The organism is Rhizobium sp. P38BS-XIX (assembly GCF_012641435.1).
In the GTDB taxonomy this organism is placed as follows: domain Bacteria; phylum Pseudomonadota; class Alphaproteobacteria; order Rhizobiales; family Rhizobiaceae; genus Rhizobium.
Genome location: NZ_JABAIJ010000012.1, coordinates 35,720 through 52,563 on the forward strand (window position 1 = coordinate 35,720; position 16,844 = coordinate 52,563).

At 59.9% G+C, this 16,844-nt stretch carries 17 protein-coding genes; 13 read left to right on the forward strand and 4 right to left on the reverse strand.

What is annotated here, in order from left to right:
* Positions 1-16: 16 nt before the first annotated feature.
* Entirely contained in the window at positions 17-913 is an 897-nt protein-coding gene (locus tag HGP17_RS28070) for an MBL fold metallo-hydrolase (RefSeq protein WP_168814182.1), read from the forward strand.
* 130 nt (positions 914-1,043) lie between these two features.
* Here HGP17_RS28070 and HGP17_RS28075 read toward each other — a convergent pair whose 3' ends face one another.
* Positions 1,044-1,991, reverse strand: coding sequence for an AraC family transcriptional regulator (locus HGP17_RS28075; protein ID WP_246704261.1), 948 nt, complete (start codon positions 1,989-1,991; stop codon positions 1,044-1,046).
* Positions 1,992-2,060: 69 nt separating this feature from the next.
* Entirely contained in the window at positions 2,061-3,026 is a 966-nt protein-coding gene (locus HGP17_RS28080; RefSeq protein WP_168814184.1) for a helix-turn-helix domain-containing protein, read from the reverse strand.
* Positions 3,027-3,160: 134 nt separating this feature from the next.
* On the opposite strand from HGP17_RS28080, the gene HGP17_RS28085 reads away from it, so the two are divergent.
* Both HGP17_RS28085 and HGP17_RS28090 read left to right on the forward strand, forming a co-directional pair.
* Positions 3,161-3,565: a muconolactone Delta-isomerase family protein gene (locus HGP17_RS28085; RefSeq protein WP_168814185.1), complete on the forward strand. Its 405-nt coding sequence runs from the start codon at positions 3,161-3,163 to the stop codon at positions 3,563-3,565.
* A gap of 115 nt (positions 3,566-3,680) precedes the next feature.
* The gene (locus HGP17_RS28090) at positions 3,681-4,601 is read left to right on the forward strand and encodes a LysR family transcriptional regulator (RefSeq protein ID WP_168814186.1); all 921 of its coding nucleotides are present in this window, start codon (positions 3,681-3,683) and stop codon (positions 4,599-4,601) included.
* An 18-nt stretch (positions 4,602-4,619) separates the two neighbouring features.
* Here HGP17_RS28090 and HGP17_RS28095 read toward each other — a convergent pair whose 3' ends face one another.
* Complete coding sequence (locus HGP17_RS28095) at positions 4,620-5,678, reverse strand: NAD(P)-dependent alcohol dehydrogenase (RefSeq protein ID WP_168814188.1); 1,059 nt, start codon at positions 5,676-5,678, stop codon at positions 4,620-4,622.
* Positions 5,679-5,997: 319 nt separating this feature from the next.
* On the opposite strand from HGP17_RS28095, the gene HGP17_RS28100 reads away from it, so the two are divergent.
* From HGP17_RS28100 to HGP17_RS28145, 10 genes are all read left to right on the forward strand, one after another.
* Positions 5,998-6,291, forward strand: coding sequence for a hypothetical protein (locus tag HGP17_RS28100; protein WP_168814190.1), 294 nt, complete (start codon positions 5,998-6,000; stop codon positions 6,289-6,291).
* A gap of 190 nt (positions 6,292-6,481) precedes the next feature.
* Entirely contained in the window at positions 6,482-7,699 is a 1,218-nt protein-coding gene (locus tag HGP17_RS28105; protein WP_168814192.1) for an MFS transporter, read from the forward strand.
* A gap of 87 nt (positions 7,700-7,786) precedes the next feature.
* A complete protein-coding gene (locus tag HGP17_RS28110; RefSeq protein WP_168814194.1) occupies positions 7,787-8,653 on the forward strand; it encodes an NmrA family NAD(P)-binding protein in 867 nt (288 codons plus the stop codon).
* Between the two features lie 65 nt (positions 8,654-8,718).
* Positions 8,719-9,480: a hypothetical protein gene (locus HGP17_RS28115; RefSeq protein ID WP_168814196.1), complete on the forward strand. Its 762-nt coding sequence runs from the start codon at positions 8,719-8,721 to the stop codon at positions 9,478-9,480.
* A gap of 158 nt (positions 9,481-9,638) precedes the next feature.
* Positions 9,639-9,968, forward strand: coding sequence for a thioredoxin (gene trxA, locus HGP17_RS28120; protein WP_168814198.1), 330 nt, complete (start codon positions 9,639-9,641; stop codon positions 9,966-9,968).
* 168 nt (positions 9,969-10,136) lie between these two features.
* Positions 10,137-12,053: a protein-disulfide reductase DsbD gene (dsbD, locus tag HGP17_RS28125; protein ID WP_168814200.1), complete on the forward strand. Its 1,917-nt coding sequence runs from the start codon at positions 10,137-10,139 to the stop codon at positions 12,051-12,053.
* A gap of 40 nt (positions 12,054-12,093) precedes the next feature.
* On the forward strand, positions 12,094-12,705 hold the full coding sequence (locus HGP17_RS28130) for a DsbA family protein (protein ID WP_168814202.1): 612 nt from the start codon (positions 12,094-12,096) through the stop codon (positions 12,703-12,705).
* A gap of 101 nt (positions 12,706-12,806) precedes the next feature.
* On the forward strand, positions 12,807-13,397 hold the full coding sequence (locus HGP17_RS28135; RefSeq protein ID WP_168814204.1) for an NrsF family protein: 591 nt from the start codon (positions 12,807-12,809) through the stop codon (positions 13,395-13,397).
* A 156-nt stretch (positions 13,398-13,553) separates the two neighbouring features.
* Positions 13,554-14,939, forward strand: coding sequence for an FAD-dependent oxidoreductase (locus HGP17_RS28140; protein ID WP_168814206.1), 1,386 nt, complete (start codon positions 13,554-13,556; stop codon positions 14,937-14,939).
* A 317-nt stretch (positions 14,940-15,256) separates the two neighbouring features.
* Positions 15,257-15,943 carry a GntR family transcriptional regulator gene (locus HGP17_RS28145; RefSeq protein WP_168814208.1) on the forward strand — a complete coding sequence of 229 codons (687 nt, stop codon included), beginning with the start codon at positions 15,257-15,259 and terminating at the stop codon, positions 15,941-15,943.
* A gap of 123 nt (positions 15,944-16,066) precedes the next feature.
* Here HGP17_RS28145 and HGP17_RS28150 read toward each other — a convergent pair whose 3' ends face one another.
* Positions 16,067-16,816: an SDR family oxidoreductase gene (locus HGP17_RS28150; RefSeq protein WP_168814210.1), complete on the reverse strand. Its 750-nt coding sequence runs from the start codon at positions 16,814-16,816 to the stop codon at positions 16,067-16,069.
* Between the last annotated feature and the right edge of the window lie 28 nt (positions 16,817-16,844).

Below are 16,844 nucleotides of genomic sequence, written 5' to 3' on the forward strand. Positions count from 1 at the left end.
CAACAAAGGAACGGACATGCTTACCCGACGGGACGCACTCAAATTTTCCCTGGCCGCAAGCGCCATCTCGATCATCCCCCTCGCCACGTCACAGGCGGCGAACTCAACGTTGAAATGGCAATATTTTCAGGCGTCCGAAGATGGGTTTCGCCGTACGCCGGTTCTTGTGAGCGGCAAGAAAGAAGCCATTCTCATCGATGGAGGCTTCACGCTCTCCGATGGCCACGCCGTTGCGGATGCCATCAAGTCGACGGGCAAGTCCCTGAGTACCATTTTCGTCAGCTGCAACGATCCGGATTATTATTTCAGCCTGCGACCGATCGTCGAAGCATTCCCTGACGCCAAGGTAATTGCCAAGCCTGCCACCGTCGCGGCGATCCACGCCAATATCGAAGGCAAGCTGGCCACCTGGGGGCCGCAGCTGAAGGAAAACGGACCGCAGAAATTGTCCGATGTCGTCATTCCCACGGCCTCGGATCTGAAGGCGCTGACGCTCGATGGCGACAAGATCGAGATTGTCGAAATTGCCGATATGCACGATCGCCGCTATCTCTGGGTGCCTTCGCTGAAAGCCGTCTTCGGCGGCGTGCTGATATCGTCCGGCATTCACGTCTGGGTCGCCGACGAAGCCACGCCCGAGAAGCGGCAGACATGGATCAAGGCCCTGGATGCGATCGCTGCGCGCAAACCGAAGATCGTCGTTCCCGCACATCAGGCGGAGGGTGCGCCGCAGGGGCTCGACGCCATCAAGTTCACGCGGGACTATCTTGTCGCCTTTCACGAAGAAGAGGTGAGGGCCAAAGACAGCGCTGCCCTGATCGCGGCGATGACCAAGCGTTACCCCAATCTCGCTGACGTCAGCTCGCTCGAGCTGGGTGCCAAGGTCGCAAAGGGAGAGATGAAATGGGGATAGATTCCGCGTCCCTGCAATTCGCGAGACGGCTGGAATGGTCGCCGCCCTCCTTCGCCTGAAGAAAGCGACGCAATAGCGATTGCCATCAGCAAATATGGCCACGAGAGGTGGCCATCCTTACGAGCAGCAGTTAATCGACCTGCGCGGAAGCCGAGGATATCTCGTGCTGGCTTTTCCTCATCGCGCCGGGGCGCGTGGCAAAGCGGCGATGCATGGCGCGGCTGAGCGCTGCTTCCGATTGGTAGCCGACGGCGACGGCGATATCGGCGAGCGTATCGGATGTATGGATAACCCGATTGCGCGCAAGACCGAGGCGCAACTCCGTCAGGAATGTCTGCGGCGGCATCCCGCTCAATCGCCGAAACGCCCGCACCAGCGTTGCGCGCGATACGGCGGCCAGTGAAGCGAGCTCTTCCAGATTCCAGGATTTCGCCGGATCGGCGACCATTGCGGCCGCGGCCCTTGCGGTCTCCCTTGCGCTCAAAAGCGCCAGCAATCCCGTGGTCGGCGGCTCTTCTTCCAGATGCTGGCGCAGCAGCATGACGAAGAGCGCGCTGGACAGATCACGCGCAATGCTGGCTGCACCGGGACGTGCATCCTGCAGTTCGTCGCGGATCGTCGCAATCAACTCCGCATAACGACGAAGACCGCTAAGCCTCAACAGGATGACCGGTGGAAGCGTGCGCAACAACAGATTTTCGCTCGCGCTCTCCAGGTGCAGGCGTCCGCAGACGAGTTCCGTGTCGATCTCGTCGCCCTCCGTCTGCTTGAAACGAATGTGCTCGCGATAGGTCGTCGTGGTCTGGCGCAAGCCGTCGCGGCCGTTGACACCATAGGCGACATGACCATCGCCATGCGGAAGAAGCAGAACGTCGCCCGCTTCCAGGTTGACCGGCTTCGAACCCGGCCGCTCGATCACGCATCTGCCCTTCACCACGATATGAAAGGCGGCCCATCCTTCCCCCGCGGACGAATGAGAGACACTCCAGGATCCGCCGAACCTGCAAAAATCCTGCAACTCCGGACGCACCCTCAAAACGGGTGCGAGAAGATCCAGTGTTTCATAGGCCGCGGACATATTTGTTCCTTGCATTGCCCGCAAACGGGACGAACTGAAAAGCAAACGGCCAACAGGCCGACGCCCGAATTAGCGCAGGTCGGACCGAAGCTCGCGAACCCCTCGCCCCAGGCGGTCACGCAGCAGCGTTCGAAGGGTCGCCCCGTCGACATACCCCACTTCCGTCGCGATCGCGTCGACATCGAGGCCACTGCCGTGAAGAAGAGATTGCGCGCGTTCTACCCTCAGATCCTGAAAATAGGCAAGCGGTGACTTACCAAGAACGGCCTGACATCTACGCTGCAGCGAACGTGCGCTGGTTCCCAGCGCCTTTGCCGCATCCTGCAGCGAAAACCCCTCCTGCAGATGCTCGCGCGCCCATCGCTCGAACCGCAGCACTAGCGGATCGGCCTGCGCGAGATGATTGGGAATGATGTAGAACGCCTGGGACGAGCGAATATCGGCCAGAAGATAGCGTGAGACGAGCGTCGCAAGTTCGGGGCTTGCCTTGCGAATGAGCCATAGTGCGAGATCGAGATGCCCCATCGCCGCGCCGGCGGTGACACCCACATCGGTTGGAACCAGCATGCGGGTCTCGTCCAGCGTGACCTGCGGATAACGCTGACGAAAGAACGGGGCGAGCGACCAGGTCGTCGTTGCCTCGCGTCCATTCAGGATGCCCGCGTCCGCCAGCAGGAAAGTTCCGATGCAGGATGCCGCAAGCTGGATGCCAGCGGAATACCACTCTCGCAGCTGTGTCTTTGCCTGGCGCACATCCGCGCGTTCCAGAGTGGGAAGCAGGGTTGCCGGCGTCGTCGATCTCAAGGCCGGCACGATCACCCAATCGGGCATCAGCTCGGGCGTAATGGGCTTTACCGGGACGATGAGCCCCTGTGCGGATTTCACCTTGCGGCGAACGCCGACAATGGACACATCGAAGCGCGGCGATCCATCCAGCAATTTGGCCGCAAGAGAGTTCGCCGTTGCAAAGGCGTCAAGTGTGACTGCCAGCCCCGAATCGAACAACCCCTCCAAGGCAAGTACAGATATACGCATGGCGTAAATGGCCTCAAAATTGTCATTTCCGACGATAGCGCATTTTCCGGGGATTGGCTAGCCTTCACTCGAATGGCGCAGACCCAATCGCGCCAGGCCGCTTTGGCAGCCAAACCCCAATCAGAGGAAGTCACATGAAGAATCTTGTCGTTTCAGGCCTGCTCGCATTGATGCTTTCAATGACTGGCGCCACAGCGGGTCACGCGCAGACCGCAATGGCGCCGGTGCCAACGACACGCATTCTCGCCATCGGCACGGTGCCCGCCGGCACCAATCCGGCGCAAGTGCTGAAAATTCTGCCCTATGAGGTCAGGCAAACCGTCGATCTCTATCTCGCAGGCAAGATAGACCAATGGTATTCGCTGCAAGGGCGGATGGGCGTCGTATTTGTCCTCAACGTCACGGACGAAGCGGCGGCTCACGACATGCTGGAAAAGCTGCCGCTCGGCCAAGCGCATTTGATGACTTTTGAATTGATGCCACTGGCACCGCTCAACCCGCTTCGCCAGCTGCAGGGTATGCAATCGAAGACGCCTTGAACACATAAGCTTGGACCATCCACACGGTCCAGCGGCGTCGAATGAATTTGGCGCCGCATGGCAATTTGTGCTTATATCTCCACAATCTGCATATTTTCGTGAGAGCTGAGCACAAATGAAGCGCCATGATTTCGATGATCTCGCAGCATTTGTCGTGGTCGCCGAGGAGCGAAGCTTTACGCGGGCGGCGGCCCGCCTGGGGATCTCTCCATCGGGCCTCAGCCATATGATGCGGCTGCTGGAGGAGCGCCTGGGCGTGCGGCTTCTCGCTCGAACGACGCGCAGCGTTGCCACCACTGAGGCGGGCGAGCGATTGCTTTCCACGCTTCGCCCGGCCTTCGCCGACATCAATCGCGGCCTGCAGGAATTGGGCGACATGCGGGAGAAGCCGTCGGGAACGGTGCGCGTGACATCCGTGAAGCACGCGGCGGAATCCCTTGTCATCCCGATGTTGTCGGACTTCCATCGAGAGTTTCCGGATATCAGAATCGAATTGATCGTCGGCGATCGCCTGGAAGATATCGTCGCGTCGCGGTTCGACGCCGGTATCCGCCTCATGGAGACGGTCGACAAGGATATGATCGCGATCCGCGTTGGCCCGGACCTGCGGGCAGCCGTCATCGGCGCACCATCTTACTTCAGCCGCCGTCCTGCCCCGGAAACACTTGCCGACCTCGCCGATCATAACTGCATCAACTATTACATGGCCTCTGCGGGCGCCCCCTATCTTTGGGAATTCGACGACCGGGGACGCGATGTGGAAATCCGGGTTAGCGGCTCATGGATGGTCAACGATGCCGATATGATGGTTCGCGCCGCCGCTGCTGGCATCGGCCTGGGCTATGTGTTCGAAGATTCCGCTAAGGACCATCTGCGCGACGGCAGGTTGATCAAGGTCCTGGGCGAATATTGCAAGCCGTTCCCCGGCTATTCCATCTATTACCCGAGCCGGCGACAGGTTCCGCCGGCGCTTGCCGCGTTTGTCGACGCGCTGCGTGCGTCGTCCCGGCGAACATGGGAAACAGCGGCGAGCTGACCCGCCGCTGTATCTGCTTCAGGCGTTTTGATCCGCTGCCAGCGACGCCATATCGATGACGAAACGATAACGAACGTCACCGCGCTCCATTCTCTCGAAGGATGCCTCGATGTCCTGGATCTTGATCATCTCGCATTCCGGAAGAATGTTCTTGCGGGCGCAGAAATCGAGCATCTCCTGAGTCTGCCTGATACCGCCACTCGGGCTTCCGGCAATTCGTCGACGCCCCATGATCAGAGGCAGATTGCTGAATGCGGGCGTGTCGAGCAGCGATCCGACGATCACCAAGGTGCCGTCTGCATCCAGCAGATCGAGATAAGGCCGCAGATCATGCTCGTGCGGGACGGTATCGATGATCAGGTCGAATGCATAGGCCGACGATGCCATCTGCTCCGGCGATGTCGACAAAAGCACGGCGTCCGCGCCGAGTTCAAAGGCCGTGCTGCGCTTGCCTTCCGAACGGGTCAGAACCGTGGTGTGAGCGCCGAGCGCGGAGGAAAACTTCACCGCCATATGGCCCAGGCCACCCAGCCCGATCACTCCCACGCGGCTTCCCGGACCGACATTCCAGACGCGCAGCGGCGAATAGGTGGTAATGCCGGCGCAAAGCAGCGGGCCCGCGCGCGCCATATCCAACCCATCGGGCAGACGCAGAACGAATTCCTCGCGAACGACGATATGGTTCGAATAGCCACCGAAGGTCAGGTCGCCCGAGACGCGATCTTTGCCGTTGTACGTCAACGTCACGCCCTTGTAGCACATCTGCTCTTCGTTGCGGCGGCACTGCGGGCATTCCATGCAGCTGTCGATGATCGTTCCGACAGCGACGCTGTCTCCAACCTTGTATTGGGTGACTCCGCTGCCAACGGCGGAAACCTTGCCGACAATTTCATGGCCGGGCACGAGCGGATAAAGCGACGGCCCCCAGGCGCTACGGGCCTGATGAAGGTCTGAGTGACAGACGCCGCAATACAGAATGTCGATCGCGACATCTTCAGGGCGGAGCTGGCGGCGCTCGAAGGTGAAGGGTTGCAACGGCGTGTTCGCGTCCATTGCAGCATATCCGGACGTTTTCATTTTCTACCCTTTCTTGGTCTTCGGCACGATAGGTCGCACCGCGGACGATTTAGCGCGCGCTGACGGCTCGGATTAGGTGCTGACAATTGCATGCCCTTGTGAGCAGGGCTCAACAATCAATGCAGATCATGAAATTCAGAGACCTATCAAAACTGAGGTGCCACCTGCAGATCGGCCGAAACCCAATGAGCGCCTGACCGCCCACCCTTACCGCATCTTGGCGTAAATGACAGCAAAGTTGGCGTTTACGACGATAGCTGCCTGTGACCGTCTTGCGTAGGTTTCGTCTCGCAGACAACGCTCTTTTAGGAGACCCATCATGAAAGTTTTAGCAATCGGCTCGATCGTCAAGCCCCTGTCCGACGAACAGCGCAACGAAATCATGCCGAAGGAAGTGCCGGCAACGCTGAAGCATTATCTGGAAAGCAAGATCGAACAGTTCTGGTATCGCCAGGACGCGCCGGGCGTCGTCTTCCTGATGAATGTCGACTCGGTCGACCAGGCGCGCGCCGAGGTCGGAACGCTCCCGCTCGTCACCGGCGGCTTTGCGACATATGAGTTCATGCCGCTTGGCCCGCTCGCTCCGCTCGGACTGCTAATCCAGGGCAAGTAATCTTCAATACCCCGCGGCCGGAATGCCTCTAGACAAGCCGAGCGTCACAACCGCCGTCGTCAGATCGCGACGACGCTCGATTGGGCAAAGCATTCCGGCTTGCGGGTCGCCAAGTCCATGCATCGACATGGTCGCTTGTACCCTACTGCTATTCCCATCAAATCCCGGAACCTCGACAGGAGGCTCTTTCATGGACCGACGACTTCTCGTTCTCGCCCTCGGCATGTTCGCACTTGGAACCGACAGCTTCGTCGTCGCGGGCGTGCTCCCGGAAATCGCCCGCGACTTCAAAGTCAGCATCGGCGCGGCAGGCCAGATGACCACGATCTACGCGGTGACCATCGCGATACTCGCTCCCGTCATTGCAGCCGTCGCTGCGCATATACAGCGCAACCGGTTGCTGCTCGCGGGCCTTTCCCTTTTTGTCATTGCCAATCTCGCCACGGCGCTGGCGCCGAATTTCGAAGTCGCGTTGGCGACGCGTGCGCTTGCCGGCCTTGGTGCAGCCATGTTCGCACCGACGGCAACGGGGGCTGCGGCTTCGATCGTACCAGCAGACAAGCGCGGATTTGCGCTTTCCGTGGTGGCGACGGGGATGACGGTTTCGACGGCCCTCGGCGCACCCATCGGCACACTAATCGGCGGCCTGGCCGACTGGCACTGGACCATGGTGTTCGTTTCGGCGCTTGCGGCAGTCTCCGGCATCGGTGTGTCGATCTCTCTTTCGCATATTCCCATGTTGCCGCCCGTCTCGCTCGGCAAGCGTCTCGCCCCGCTCGCAGATGCGCGCATCGGGCTTGCGCTTGCCACCACATTTCTATTTTTCAGCGCGGCTTTCACGATCTACACGTATTTCGCCGTCGTCTTCAGCAAGGCAATCGGCGGCAGTGCCCCCGTTCTGGCTGGCCTACTGGTCGTTTGGGGTGTCGCCGGGACCGTATCCAATCTCTTTGCCGGCCGCCTGATCGATGCCATTGGCTCGCGCAAGGTGCTGATCACCATGCTCGCCCTGGTCTTCGTCAACTTCATGCTCTTGCAGTGGACGAGCCTGGGTCTATGGACTGCGATCCCCGCCATTCTCCTTTGGGGCGCTTGCGGATGGGGCAGCACGGTTCCGCAACAGCATCGCATTGTCGGTATCGCCCCGCAGATCGCACCGATTGTTCTCGGCCTGAACAACTCCGCCGTATTTTTCGGGACGACAGCGGCCGGCATCATCGGCGCAACGGCAATCGATGCCGTCGGCGCTGGCAACCTCGGCTATGTCGCAGCAGCGCTCGTGGCGGCGGCTCTCATTGTTTCGGAGTTGGCTGACAGGCGAATTGCCGCTCATCGAAACATAGCAAGCAATATCACTTCACCCACAACGCCCGTTTCGCTTCGGATGGTCGAAGACGCAAAGGCGTGATCGCGCTCTGCAATCAAAAGCAAACCCGAGATGTCCTGCAGGCACATCAAGCCTGCAGGCGACCAAGAATGTGATGGAGACTGTTTCATGAAATCGACAATGCTCATTGGCGGCGCGACTGGTGCCACCGGAAATGTCGCGACCAAGCTTCTACTGGACGCCGGCTTTCCAGTTCGCGCCTTCGTTCACAAGGAGGATCAACGCTCCGAGCAGCTCAAGACGCAAGGGGCCGAGATCTTCATCGGTGACGTCCTCGATTTTCGCACCGTGCGGCGTGCCTTTGACGACATCAAACGTGCCTACTTCGTCTACCCTATGCGTCCTGGCCTCGTGCAGGCCACCAACAATTTTGCCCAGGCCGCGCGCGAGGTGAAGGCCGAGTTCATTGTCAACATGTCTCAGCGAACGGCTTTGCCCAATGCTCCGAGTGACTCGGCACTCCAGCACTGGCTTGGCGAGCAGATTTTCGATTGGGCCGGCATACCCGTCGCCCATCTGCATCCCACCGCCTTTGCCGAATGGCTTTTCTACATGCGCACCATGATCCGCGATGGGCGCTATGCCGTCGCCTTCGGCGCAACGGGACATTTTGCGCCGATTGCCGCTGAAGATCAGGGCGCCGTCATCGCGGCGATCCTGGCGGAGCCTCATTCTCACGCGGGCAAGACCTATTCGCTTTCAGGCCCTACAGAGCTGACGCCACCGCAGATCGCGGAAATCGTTGGACAGGTCCTCGAAAAGTCGGTGCGCTATGAGAAAAGCAGCGGTGCACAATGGGTGCGCGAAGTCACGGGGCAGGACATTCCATTCCTTGTGCAGCACATCGACGCCATCGCCGAAATGCACCGAAACGGGTTGATGGCCGGAACGACGGATACCGTGGAGAGGATCATCGGTCGTAAACCCCTCACGCTCGCGCAGTTTGTCGAAAAGAACCGCGCGGTGTGGATGTGACCGTTTCCAGCTTCGCTAAAGGGAGCCGGCAACGGCTTCCATTGAAATGAAAGAGAGTTCCGAACATGCTTGATATCATCACGTCATCGATCGAAGCGCATGGCGGCCTCTCCCGCTGGGAGGGTATCCGCCAGATCAAGGCCACCTTCATCCCGGATGGCGCCGCCTTGAAGCTTCGAGGCCAGGAAGCATTTGCCGGCCGTCCGACACAGGTCACCGTCGATACGCGCGTGCAACGCGTGACCTTCGATCCCTATCTGGCGCCAGCGCAGATCGGGATTTACACGCCTTTTCGCACTGCGGTCGAGACGCGTGACGGCATCGTCCTAGAGGGCCTGGACAATCCGCGCCATTCCTTCGCGTTTGACGGTTCACCGTGGACTGCCTCGCAACTGGCCTATTTCGTCGGCTGTGCGCTGTGGACCTATTTCACGCTGCCCTTCTCGCTAGTGCTGGATGGAGTGCAGTGCGAAGAAATCGAGCCATGGACGGATGACGGCGAAACCTGGCGGGCGGTCAGGGTCATCTTCCCGAAATCCTATGTGACCCACTCGCGCGAGCAGACACTCTATTTCGATGACAAGGGGCTGATCCGTCGTCACGATTACGCGGTCGAGATTGCCGGAGGCAGCCCCGCCGCCCACTATCTGCACGACCATCAGAAATTCGGAGATTTCGTCTTTCCGACGCGGCGGCGCATCTATCCGCGAGGCAACGATCGGCGGCCAAACAGGGAAATCGTGCTTATGTCAGCCGATCTCACCGATTTTGAATTCATCGCTGACGCCAAGCCTCAGGACGATTGGTGCGTCGATACCTGTGACTGACCTGCGGCGCTGCCCGGAGAGCGAACCGCCAGACACCTCTTCATCATTCTTGGCGGCGGATTGATCCGGGCGGCCATGTCAATGAGCATCCGAGACATCCTAAAGCGCAGGAGGAGCGCGTATTCTCAGGCCACAATCTGAAACAAGGAGTGTGGTCCATGACCTCTCTTAACACCGTGAAAGTCGATACCAACAACTTCAAGACCGAAGTCCTCGAGGCCTCGGAAACTGTTGTCGTGGATTTCTGGGCTGCCTGGTGCGGCCCTTGTAAGATGATTGGCCCGAGCCTCGACGAAATTGCCGTGGAGATGGCCGGCAAGGTGAAGGTCGCAAAGGTCAACGTCGACGAAAACCCCGAGCTGGCCGCCCGATTTGGCGTTCGCTCAATCCCGATGCTTGCAATCTTCAAGGACGGCCAGGTTGCCGATGTAAAGATCGGCGCCGCTCCAAAATCAACCTTGGCCCACTGGATTTCCACCGCAGCCTAGGCGCGTTGTCCACCCAACTCTGACGCCTTGAACGGTCGTCGGAGGGCGCCGGATTGGGATAGGCCTTAGTTTCTGGCGAGTGCAGTGCGCTCGCCAGCTTCGTTCCCGCGCGGTCGTCGACAGGCGCGCGGGAACGATGCGCTTTTCTTTACATGTAGAAGGATCACGATGAACCTGCAATCCAATGTCCTTCGAGCGCGCCTATGCCACAACGGCCGACGCCAGCTACGCCTGCCGAACGGGAAGGTCGCTGGTCTTGCCTCAGGTCTCTACCTACTGCTGATCGCGTGTTTCATTGCCCTCGGCGCAGGCGCTTCGAATGCGGCGGACGCGCCTTTGGCCGTGAACAAGGCATTCCAGCTTTCGGTTGATCGCGAGACCTCGGGCGTCCTTCATCTGCATTGGAAGATGCCTGCGGGCTATTACCTCTACCGCGAACACCTGTCGGCGACGACCAGCGACGGCAAGCCGATCGCATTGAAGACGCCTCAAGGCATCACAAAGGGCGACCAGACTTTCGGTAAATCCGAAGTCTATTTCGACCATGCAGATGCCGAGGTCGATCCTGTCGGTGGTCCACTCACTGTGATCTATCGCGGCTGCCAGGAACATGGACTTTGCTATCCATCGGCAACGCGGACAATCGATACCGAGACACTCCATATTTCAGAGCAAGCCGCCTTTACCGCGCCTGCTGCCGCGCAATCAAAGTGGACGCCAGCGCAGCCGAACTCCACACCGGTGTTGAAGCCGGAACCGGCAGGTGGCGCGACCGTCGCCTCGACCAATATTGTCGCACGCTTTCTCGCCCGCGGCGGTGTTCTTCTGCTGCTGGCGGCCTTCTTCGGCTTTGGCGTTCTATTGGCGTTCACGCCATGCGTTTTTCCTCTCTACCCCATCCTCGCTGCCACTTTGGCTCGCGAAGGCGAACAGTTGACGGCGCGAAGAGGACTTCTTCTGTCCGTCAGCTATGCCGTGGCGCTCGCCGCAGCGTTCGGGATTTTTGGCGCTGTCGCCGGTTGGACGGGCGAAAATCTCCAGCTTGCGCTGCAGTCGGAATGGACGGTCGCCGCGATCGCGGTCATCTTTGCATTGCTGGCCCTTTCCATGTTCGGGCTTTATGAACTTCAGCTGCCATCCGGGTTGGCGGCCAGGCTGAGCGGAAATCGGAACGGACGTAGCGGCTCCGTCACCTCTGCCGCGATATTGGGGTTCTCGTCGGCATTCATCATTGGGCCATGCGTCACTGCTCCGCTCGCGGGTGCCCTGCTTTACGTCGCCCGCACCGGTGACATTGTGCTGGGTGCTGCGCTGCTCTTCGCACTCGGACTGGGTAAGGGCGTGCCTTTGGTCGCGTTTGGCACTGCTGGCTCCAAGGCTCTGCCTCGGGCCGGGGCCTGGATGGAATCCGTCAAACAGGCTTTCGGCTTCATCTTTCTCGGCTTTGCGATCTGGATGGCCGAACCGCTGCTCCCCGATTGGCTGACGATCACCTTCTGGGCGATATGGGCCATGGCCTGTGCCATCTATCTCGGTGCCTTCGATGTCGCCCGAGGACGGATCTCGCCACTTCATATGGCGTCGCAGGCCCTGGGCCTTTTTCTCGCAGTCTATGCCGTCGCTCTCACCGTCGGCCTTGCTGCCGGCGCCACCAATCCGCTGATGCCGCTTGCGGCTTTCGGCGGCGGCCAAAAGCCCGTTCAAATCAGCCTGGAGGAAGGCATGACGCCGGTCGCCTCCAAGAACGATCTGGATCATCAGCTGGATCTCGCCCAATCATCCGGCAAGGCGAGCCTGGTCTATTTCACGGCGGACTGGTGCGTCAGCTGCCGATCCATCGATCGCAACGTCCTCACTCGAGCGGATGTTGCCGAAGCGCTCGGGCCGCTTAAAGCAATCAAGGTCGACCTTTCCAGCATGACGCCGGCCGAGCGCGATCTGATGCGCAGCCTCGATGTCGTCGGGCCGCCGACCATGATGCTCTTCACGGCCGATCGTCACGAGATCAACGATGTGAGGCTTGTCGGTGAGTTCGGTGCCAACGACCTGCTGAAAGCGATCGCAACAGCCAAGAGCGGCTCCTGAGCAATCGGGAAACATAGCTTTTCAATTGAGGTGTGAAACGATGATCAACCGCAGGAATCTGCTGAAAGCCGGCGCCGCCGGCCTCCTGATGGCTCCCATGATTTCCCGCGCTGGCCATGCGCAACAGCTGACGGAGCAGGAAGTCTTTCATGATCCGGACGCACCGGTGCTCGGCAATCCAAACGGCAATGTCACCGTCGTCGAATATTTCGATTACCAATGCCCATACTGCAAGAAGAGTCATGCGGATGTCGAAGCGGTCATCGCCGAAGACGGCAATGTCCGGTTCCTCATGAAAGACTGGCCTGTTTTCGGCGATACGTCGGTTTTCGCCTCGCAAGCCGTCCTGGGCGCGAATGAGCTCGGCCAATACAAGATCGGTATGGAAGCATTGATGGCGACAAGAGGGGCCTTGAGCGAAGACGACGTCAAGCGGCTTCTGACTGCAGCGGGTCTCGATCTGAGTGCCGTCGGCGCGGCGGTGCAGAAGAACGAAAAGAAGATAGCCGATCTGCTGACGAGAAACTTCAACCAGGCTCTCGCCTTCAATTTCGCCGGCACGCCATCCTTCGTTATCGGTTCGACAACATACTCGGGTGTTCTGAGCAAAGACGCCCTGCGGGATGCGATCAAGCAGGCGCGCGCGGCCTGAGGGAAACGGCACATGGAGCGACATCAACTCCCGATCAAGACGAGGCCGCATCCGTCATGGATACTGACGAGCTGATCCGTTTGCTTTCAAAAGATGCCCGCATGACACTAACCTTCGAGCGGGCTCTCTGGCGCGGCCTGTCGGGTGCCGCACTTCTCGCCGTGCTGGGTTGCGGGCTCACTGTTGGGAGTTCCTCGACATCCGGTCCAATCATCTCACCAAGCCGCCTCCTGTTTCACCTCATGATCGTGACGGGCGTAGCTCTGATCGCTGTGCACGGCCTGTTTCGCATCGGCAGACCAGACATCCCCGCCCGCGCGACCTTGCGCCCAATCCTTTTTCCGATGGCCGCCATGATGTGCGCCGCAGGTCTGGAGCTGGCAACGATGCCGCAGCAATCCGTCTTCCCGCCTCTGGCTGAGAAGAGTGCCTTGCTCGGCCTTGCGGTGATCCCGTTGCTTTCGCTCGGCCCGATCCTTTGCATCTTTGCCGTGTTGCGGCTTGGCGCGCCTGAAAATCCGGGCGCTGCCGGTGGGCTATGCGGGCTGGCCGCCACTGCCATCGCCACTCTTGCCTATGCCGCAACCTGCGACGATGGCGGCTCCAGGTTCTTTCTGTCCTGCTGTTTGCTGGCCATGGCGTTCATGACGACGATCGGATGGCTCGTGGGCCTTAGAGTTCTGCGCTGGTAGGCGTCGCAATACCCCTGGAAGCAATCTGATGCGCTCGGGCATGAGTTTGATCACCTCGGTCATCCACCTCGGCAGCCGCGAATATTACCTACAACTCGAGAGCGGGCGCTGCATTGGCTCGCCGCTGGCAGTTTCATCCGAATGCAGGAGTTGACGATGTCTGACGTTGAACATTTCGAATATGTCTTTTTGGGCGGCGGCAAGGGCGGCAAGACCCTTGCCATGGAACTCGGCCGCGCGGGCAAGAGCGTGGCCGTGATCGAGCGCGGAATGATCGGCGGATCATGCATCAACGTTGCCTGTATCCCAAGCAAGGCACTGATCCAGGACGCCCGCAACGTTCATGCCGCCAAGCTGGCTGCATCTGCGTCGCTACCGGTCGAGGTCGACATGCCGGCCGTACAGCAGCGCGTTCGCGCCGTCGTTTCCGGCATGGTCGACCTCAACATGAAGGGCTTCATTGCCGCCAAGTTCGATCTGATCCTCGGCACCGGGCGCTTCGTTGCGCCACGTCGTCTGGAAGTCGCTCTCAATGACGGCGGCACCCGGACCGTCGAGGGCGATCATGTCTTCATCAACACCGGCACGACGGCAGCGATCCCGGACGTTCCCGGCCTTCGCGCGAGTGCACCATTGACCCACGTCGAAGCCCTTCAGGCCGAGGATGTGCCGGCCAAGCTCATCATCATAGGCGGAGGCTATATCGGGCTCGAGATGGCTCAGGCATTTCACCGGCTTGGCAGCGAGGTTACGATCATCCAGGAAATGGCCCGCGTCGCCCATCGTGAAGATATCGATGTCTCCGAGGCAATTCAGGACGCCTTCAAGGAAGATGGTATCGATGTTCGCGTCGGCGCACGCCCAGTCAAGGTCGACGGCCAGTCGGGGCGCGCGATTACGGTGACCCTTGAAGACGGCTCTTCGGTTTCCGGCACGCACATCCTTGTCGCGGCCGGCCGTGTGCCCGTGACCAGAGATCTCGGCCTCGATCTCGCTGGCGTGAATGTGAACGCCAGAGGTTTTATCGAAGTCGACGAAAGACTGGCAACATCGGCGCCAAACACCTGGGCGATCGGCGAGGTCGCCGGCACGCCGATGTTCACCCACGCGTCTTACGACGATTATCGCGTGCTGAAATCGCAGCTTTCCGGCGGCACGCTGACGACGCGGGACCGAACGATACCCTACGCCATGTTCGTCGAACCGGAACTCGGCCGTATCGGCTTCAACGAAACGGAAGCAAAGGAGCGCGGCATTACGGTGCGCGTCGCAAAGCTTCCGATGGCCGCCGTCCCGCGGGCGCGGACCAATGGCGCTACGCGCGGCTTCATGAAGATGCTGATCGATGCACATTCCGACCGCATTCTCGGCTTCACCATGTTGGGTACGAATGCGGGAGATGTTGTCACGGCAGTGCAGATGGCGATGCTCGGCGGCCTGCCCTACACGGCAGTTCGCGACGCCATCATCGCACATCCGCTGATTTCGGAAGGGTTGAACCTGTTGCTGCTCAACGTTCCGCCGATTGCTCGAGAGCATTGAGACGATACCAGACGGCATCAATGCCTAGGGCCAGCGGCTCCCAGTCAGCCGCTGGCCTTCGTCCGCGCACCAGCCCCGCTTTGCCTTCTAGGCGATGTGGGGTTTTTCAATTTCGGCGGGATGTTTTGGCAATTCCAGGTTAAGGCAGGTCAATCTTGAATGCTGTCTGACATCGCAGATACAATGCATATAGTTTTGTATACAGCATTCGGAAGGCAATAGATTATTATACCACATGCGGTGTTGGGACTGGACAGACGAAAGCGAAAAAGGTACGTCCAGAGTTAAATCAAATATTTACGCCTTGGGGGATCGACATGGCTGCAGGAAGCGACCCAGTTTCGACCGGAACCGGCGACTCCGGCCCGATCGCTCGCGTCTCTCTTCATGACGCGATCGTCAATCGCCTGCGTGACATGATCATCGAGGGCGAGCTGCCGCCAGGCTCCCGAATCCATGAAACACAGATGGGCCAGCGGCTCGGCGTCTCCCGCACACCGTTGCGCGAAGCGATCAAGTTCCTTGCCAGCGAAGGCCTGGTCGAACTCGTACCAACGCGCGGGGCGGTCGTACGCCAGTTCAACGCCAAAGACATCAAGGACATGCTGCTGGTTTTGCGAACGCTCGAAAGCCTGGCGGGCCGCCTTGCCTGCGAGCGGGCAAGCGACGAGCAGATCGCTCATATAAGTGCCATGCACGACCAGATGATGGCCTATTATAAAGATCGCAAACGTCTGGAATATTACAAGCTGAACCAGAGCATCCATTCTGCGATCGTCGCACTTTCCGACAACGAACCCCTGGCCTATACGCACAGCATGCTGCAGGGGCGCCTGAAGCGCGTTCGTTTCGTCGGCCATCAGGGCGAGGAGAACTGGGCGAAGGCAATCGGGGAGCACGAAGAGATCATCGAGGCCCTCCAGGCCCGGGACTCAAAGCGGCTGTCGGATATCATCGAACAGCATCTTTCGGCCGCCTGGGAGCGGGTCGAAGCCTTCGTGTGAAGGCTAGAGCGGTTCAGCTTTTCACGGAATCCCCGAACCACTCTATCTCTTTGTTCTCACGCAATTCCGGACGGAAAGCCGCTGCGCACTTTTCCTGGAATTGCTCTAAGACCCAGATCAGCATTACCCTCGGCCGATGAAGGGCATGGTCGTCGCCATGACGGTCATGAATTGGACGTTCGCTTCGAGCGGCAACCCGGCCATGAAGCTCACCGCCTGGGCGACATTGGCAATGTCCATCGTCGCCTCGCGCTTCAGGCTTCCGTCGGCCTGTAGCACGCCCTTTGGCATCGCTTCCGTCATTGCGGTCGCGGCGTTGCCGATATCGATCTGACCGCAGGCGATATCATAGGGCCGCCCCTCGAGAGAAAGAGATTTGGTCAGGCCCGTGATCGCATGTTTGGTGACGGTGTAAGGCGTGGCGAGCGGTCGGGGGGCATGCGCCGAGATCGAGCCGTTATTGATGATGCGACCGCCCCTTGGCTGCTGCAGCTTCATCTGCCGGAAGGCCACCTGCGCGCAATAGAAAGCGCCGTTCAGATTGACGGCAATGCTGCGTTGCCAGTCGGCGACGGTGATATCCTCGACCGGGCCGCCATGAAAAATGCCGGCATTGTTGAACAGCAGATCCACCCGTCCGTAAGTTGCGGCGGCGGCCTCGAAGAGGCCGTCCACCGCCGTGGGATCGCTGACATCAGCCGCATGGACAAGGAACGCGCCATGCGCAAGGCCGCCCTCCTCCGCCGTCTCGTGCAGCGGTTGCTCCCGTCGCCCGGCAAGCACGACGCGCCAACCTTGTTTGCCCAATACGATTGCGATCTGGCGCCCTATGCCGGATCCGGCCCCGGTGATCACGGCCACTTTTCCTGTCATCTTTTACTCCTTGGTCAAAATCGGCATG

Coding starts and splice junctions, on each gene's coding strand:
- HGP17_RS28090 (WP_168814186.1), top strand. CDS start 3,681: ATGAAGCGCCATGATTTCGATGATCTCGCAGCATTTGTCGTGGTCGCC.
- HGP17_RS28140 (WP_168814206.1), top strand. CDS start 13,554: ATGTCTGACGTTGAACATTTCGAATATGTCTTTTTGGGCGGCGGCAAG.
- HGP17_RS28135 (WP_168814204.1), top strand. CDS start 12,807: ATGACACTAACCTTCGAGCGGGCTCTCTGGCGCGGCCTGTCGGGTGCC.
- HGP17_RS28085 (WP_168814185.1), top strand. CDS start 3,161: ATGAAGAATCTTGTCGTTTCAGGCCTGCTCGCATTGATGCTTTCAATG.
- HGP17_RS28145 (WP_168814208.1), top strand. CDS start 15,257: ATGGCTGCAGGAAGCGACCCAGTTTCGACCGGAACCGGCGACTCCGGC.
- HGP17_RS28080 (WP_168814184.1), bottom strand. CDS start 3,026: ATGCGTATATCTGTACTTGCCTTGGAGGGGTTGTTCGATTCGGGGCTG.
- HGP17_RS28070 (WP_168814182.1), top strand. CDS start 17: ATGCTTACCCGACGGGACGCACTCAAATTTTCCCTGGCCGCAAGCGCC.
- HGP17_RS28105 (WP_168814192.1), top strand. CDS start 6,482: ATGGACCGACGACTTCTCGTTCTCGCCCTCGGCATGTTCGCACTTGGA.
- HGP17_RS28095 (WP_168814188.1), bottom strand. CDS start 5,678: ATGAAAACGTCCGGATATGCTGCAATGGACGCGAACACGCCGTTGCAA.
- HGP17_RS28150 (WP_168814210.1), bottom strand. CDS start 16,816: ATGACAGGAAAAGTGGCCGTGATCACCGGGGCCGGATCCGGCATAGGG.
- HGP17_RS28075 (WP_246704261.1), bottom strand. CDS start 1,991: ATGTCCGCGGCCTATGAAACACTGGATCTTCTCGCACCCGTTTTGAGG.
- trxA (WP_168814198.1), top strand. CDS start 9,639: ATGACCTCTCTTAACACCGTGAAAGTCGATACCAACAACTTCAAGACC.
- HGP17_RS28130 (WP_168814202.1), top strand. CDS start 12,094: ATGATCAACCGCAGGAATCTGCTGAAAGCCGGCGCCGCCGGCCTCCTG.
- HGP17_RS28115 (WP_168814196.1), top strand. CDS start 8,719: ATGCTTGATATCATCACGTCATCGATCGAAGCGCATGGCGGCCTCTCC.
- HGP17_RS28100 (WP_168814190.1), top strand. CDS start 5,998: ATGAAAGTTTTAGCAATCGGCTCGATCGTCAAGCCCCTGTCCGACGAA.
- HGP17_RS28110 (WP_168814194.1), top strand. CDS start 7,787: ATGAAATCGACAATGCTCATTGGCGGCGCGACTGGTGCCACCGGAAAT.
- dsbD (WP_168814200.1), top strand. CDS start 10,137: ATGAACCTGCAATCCAATGTCCTTCGAGCGCGCCTATGCCACAACGGC.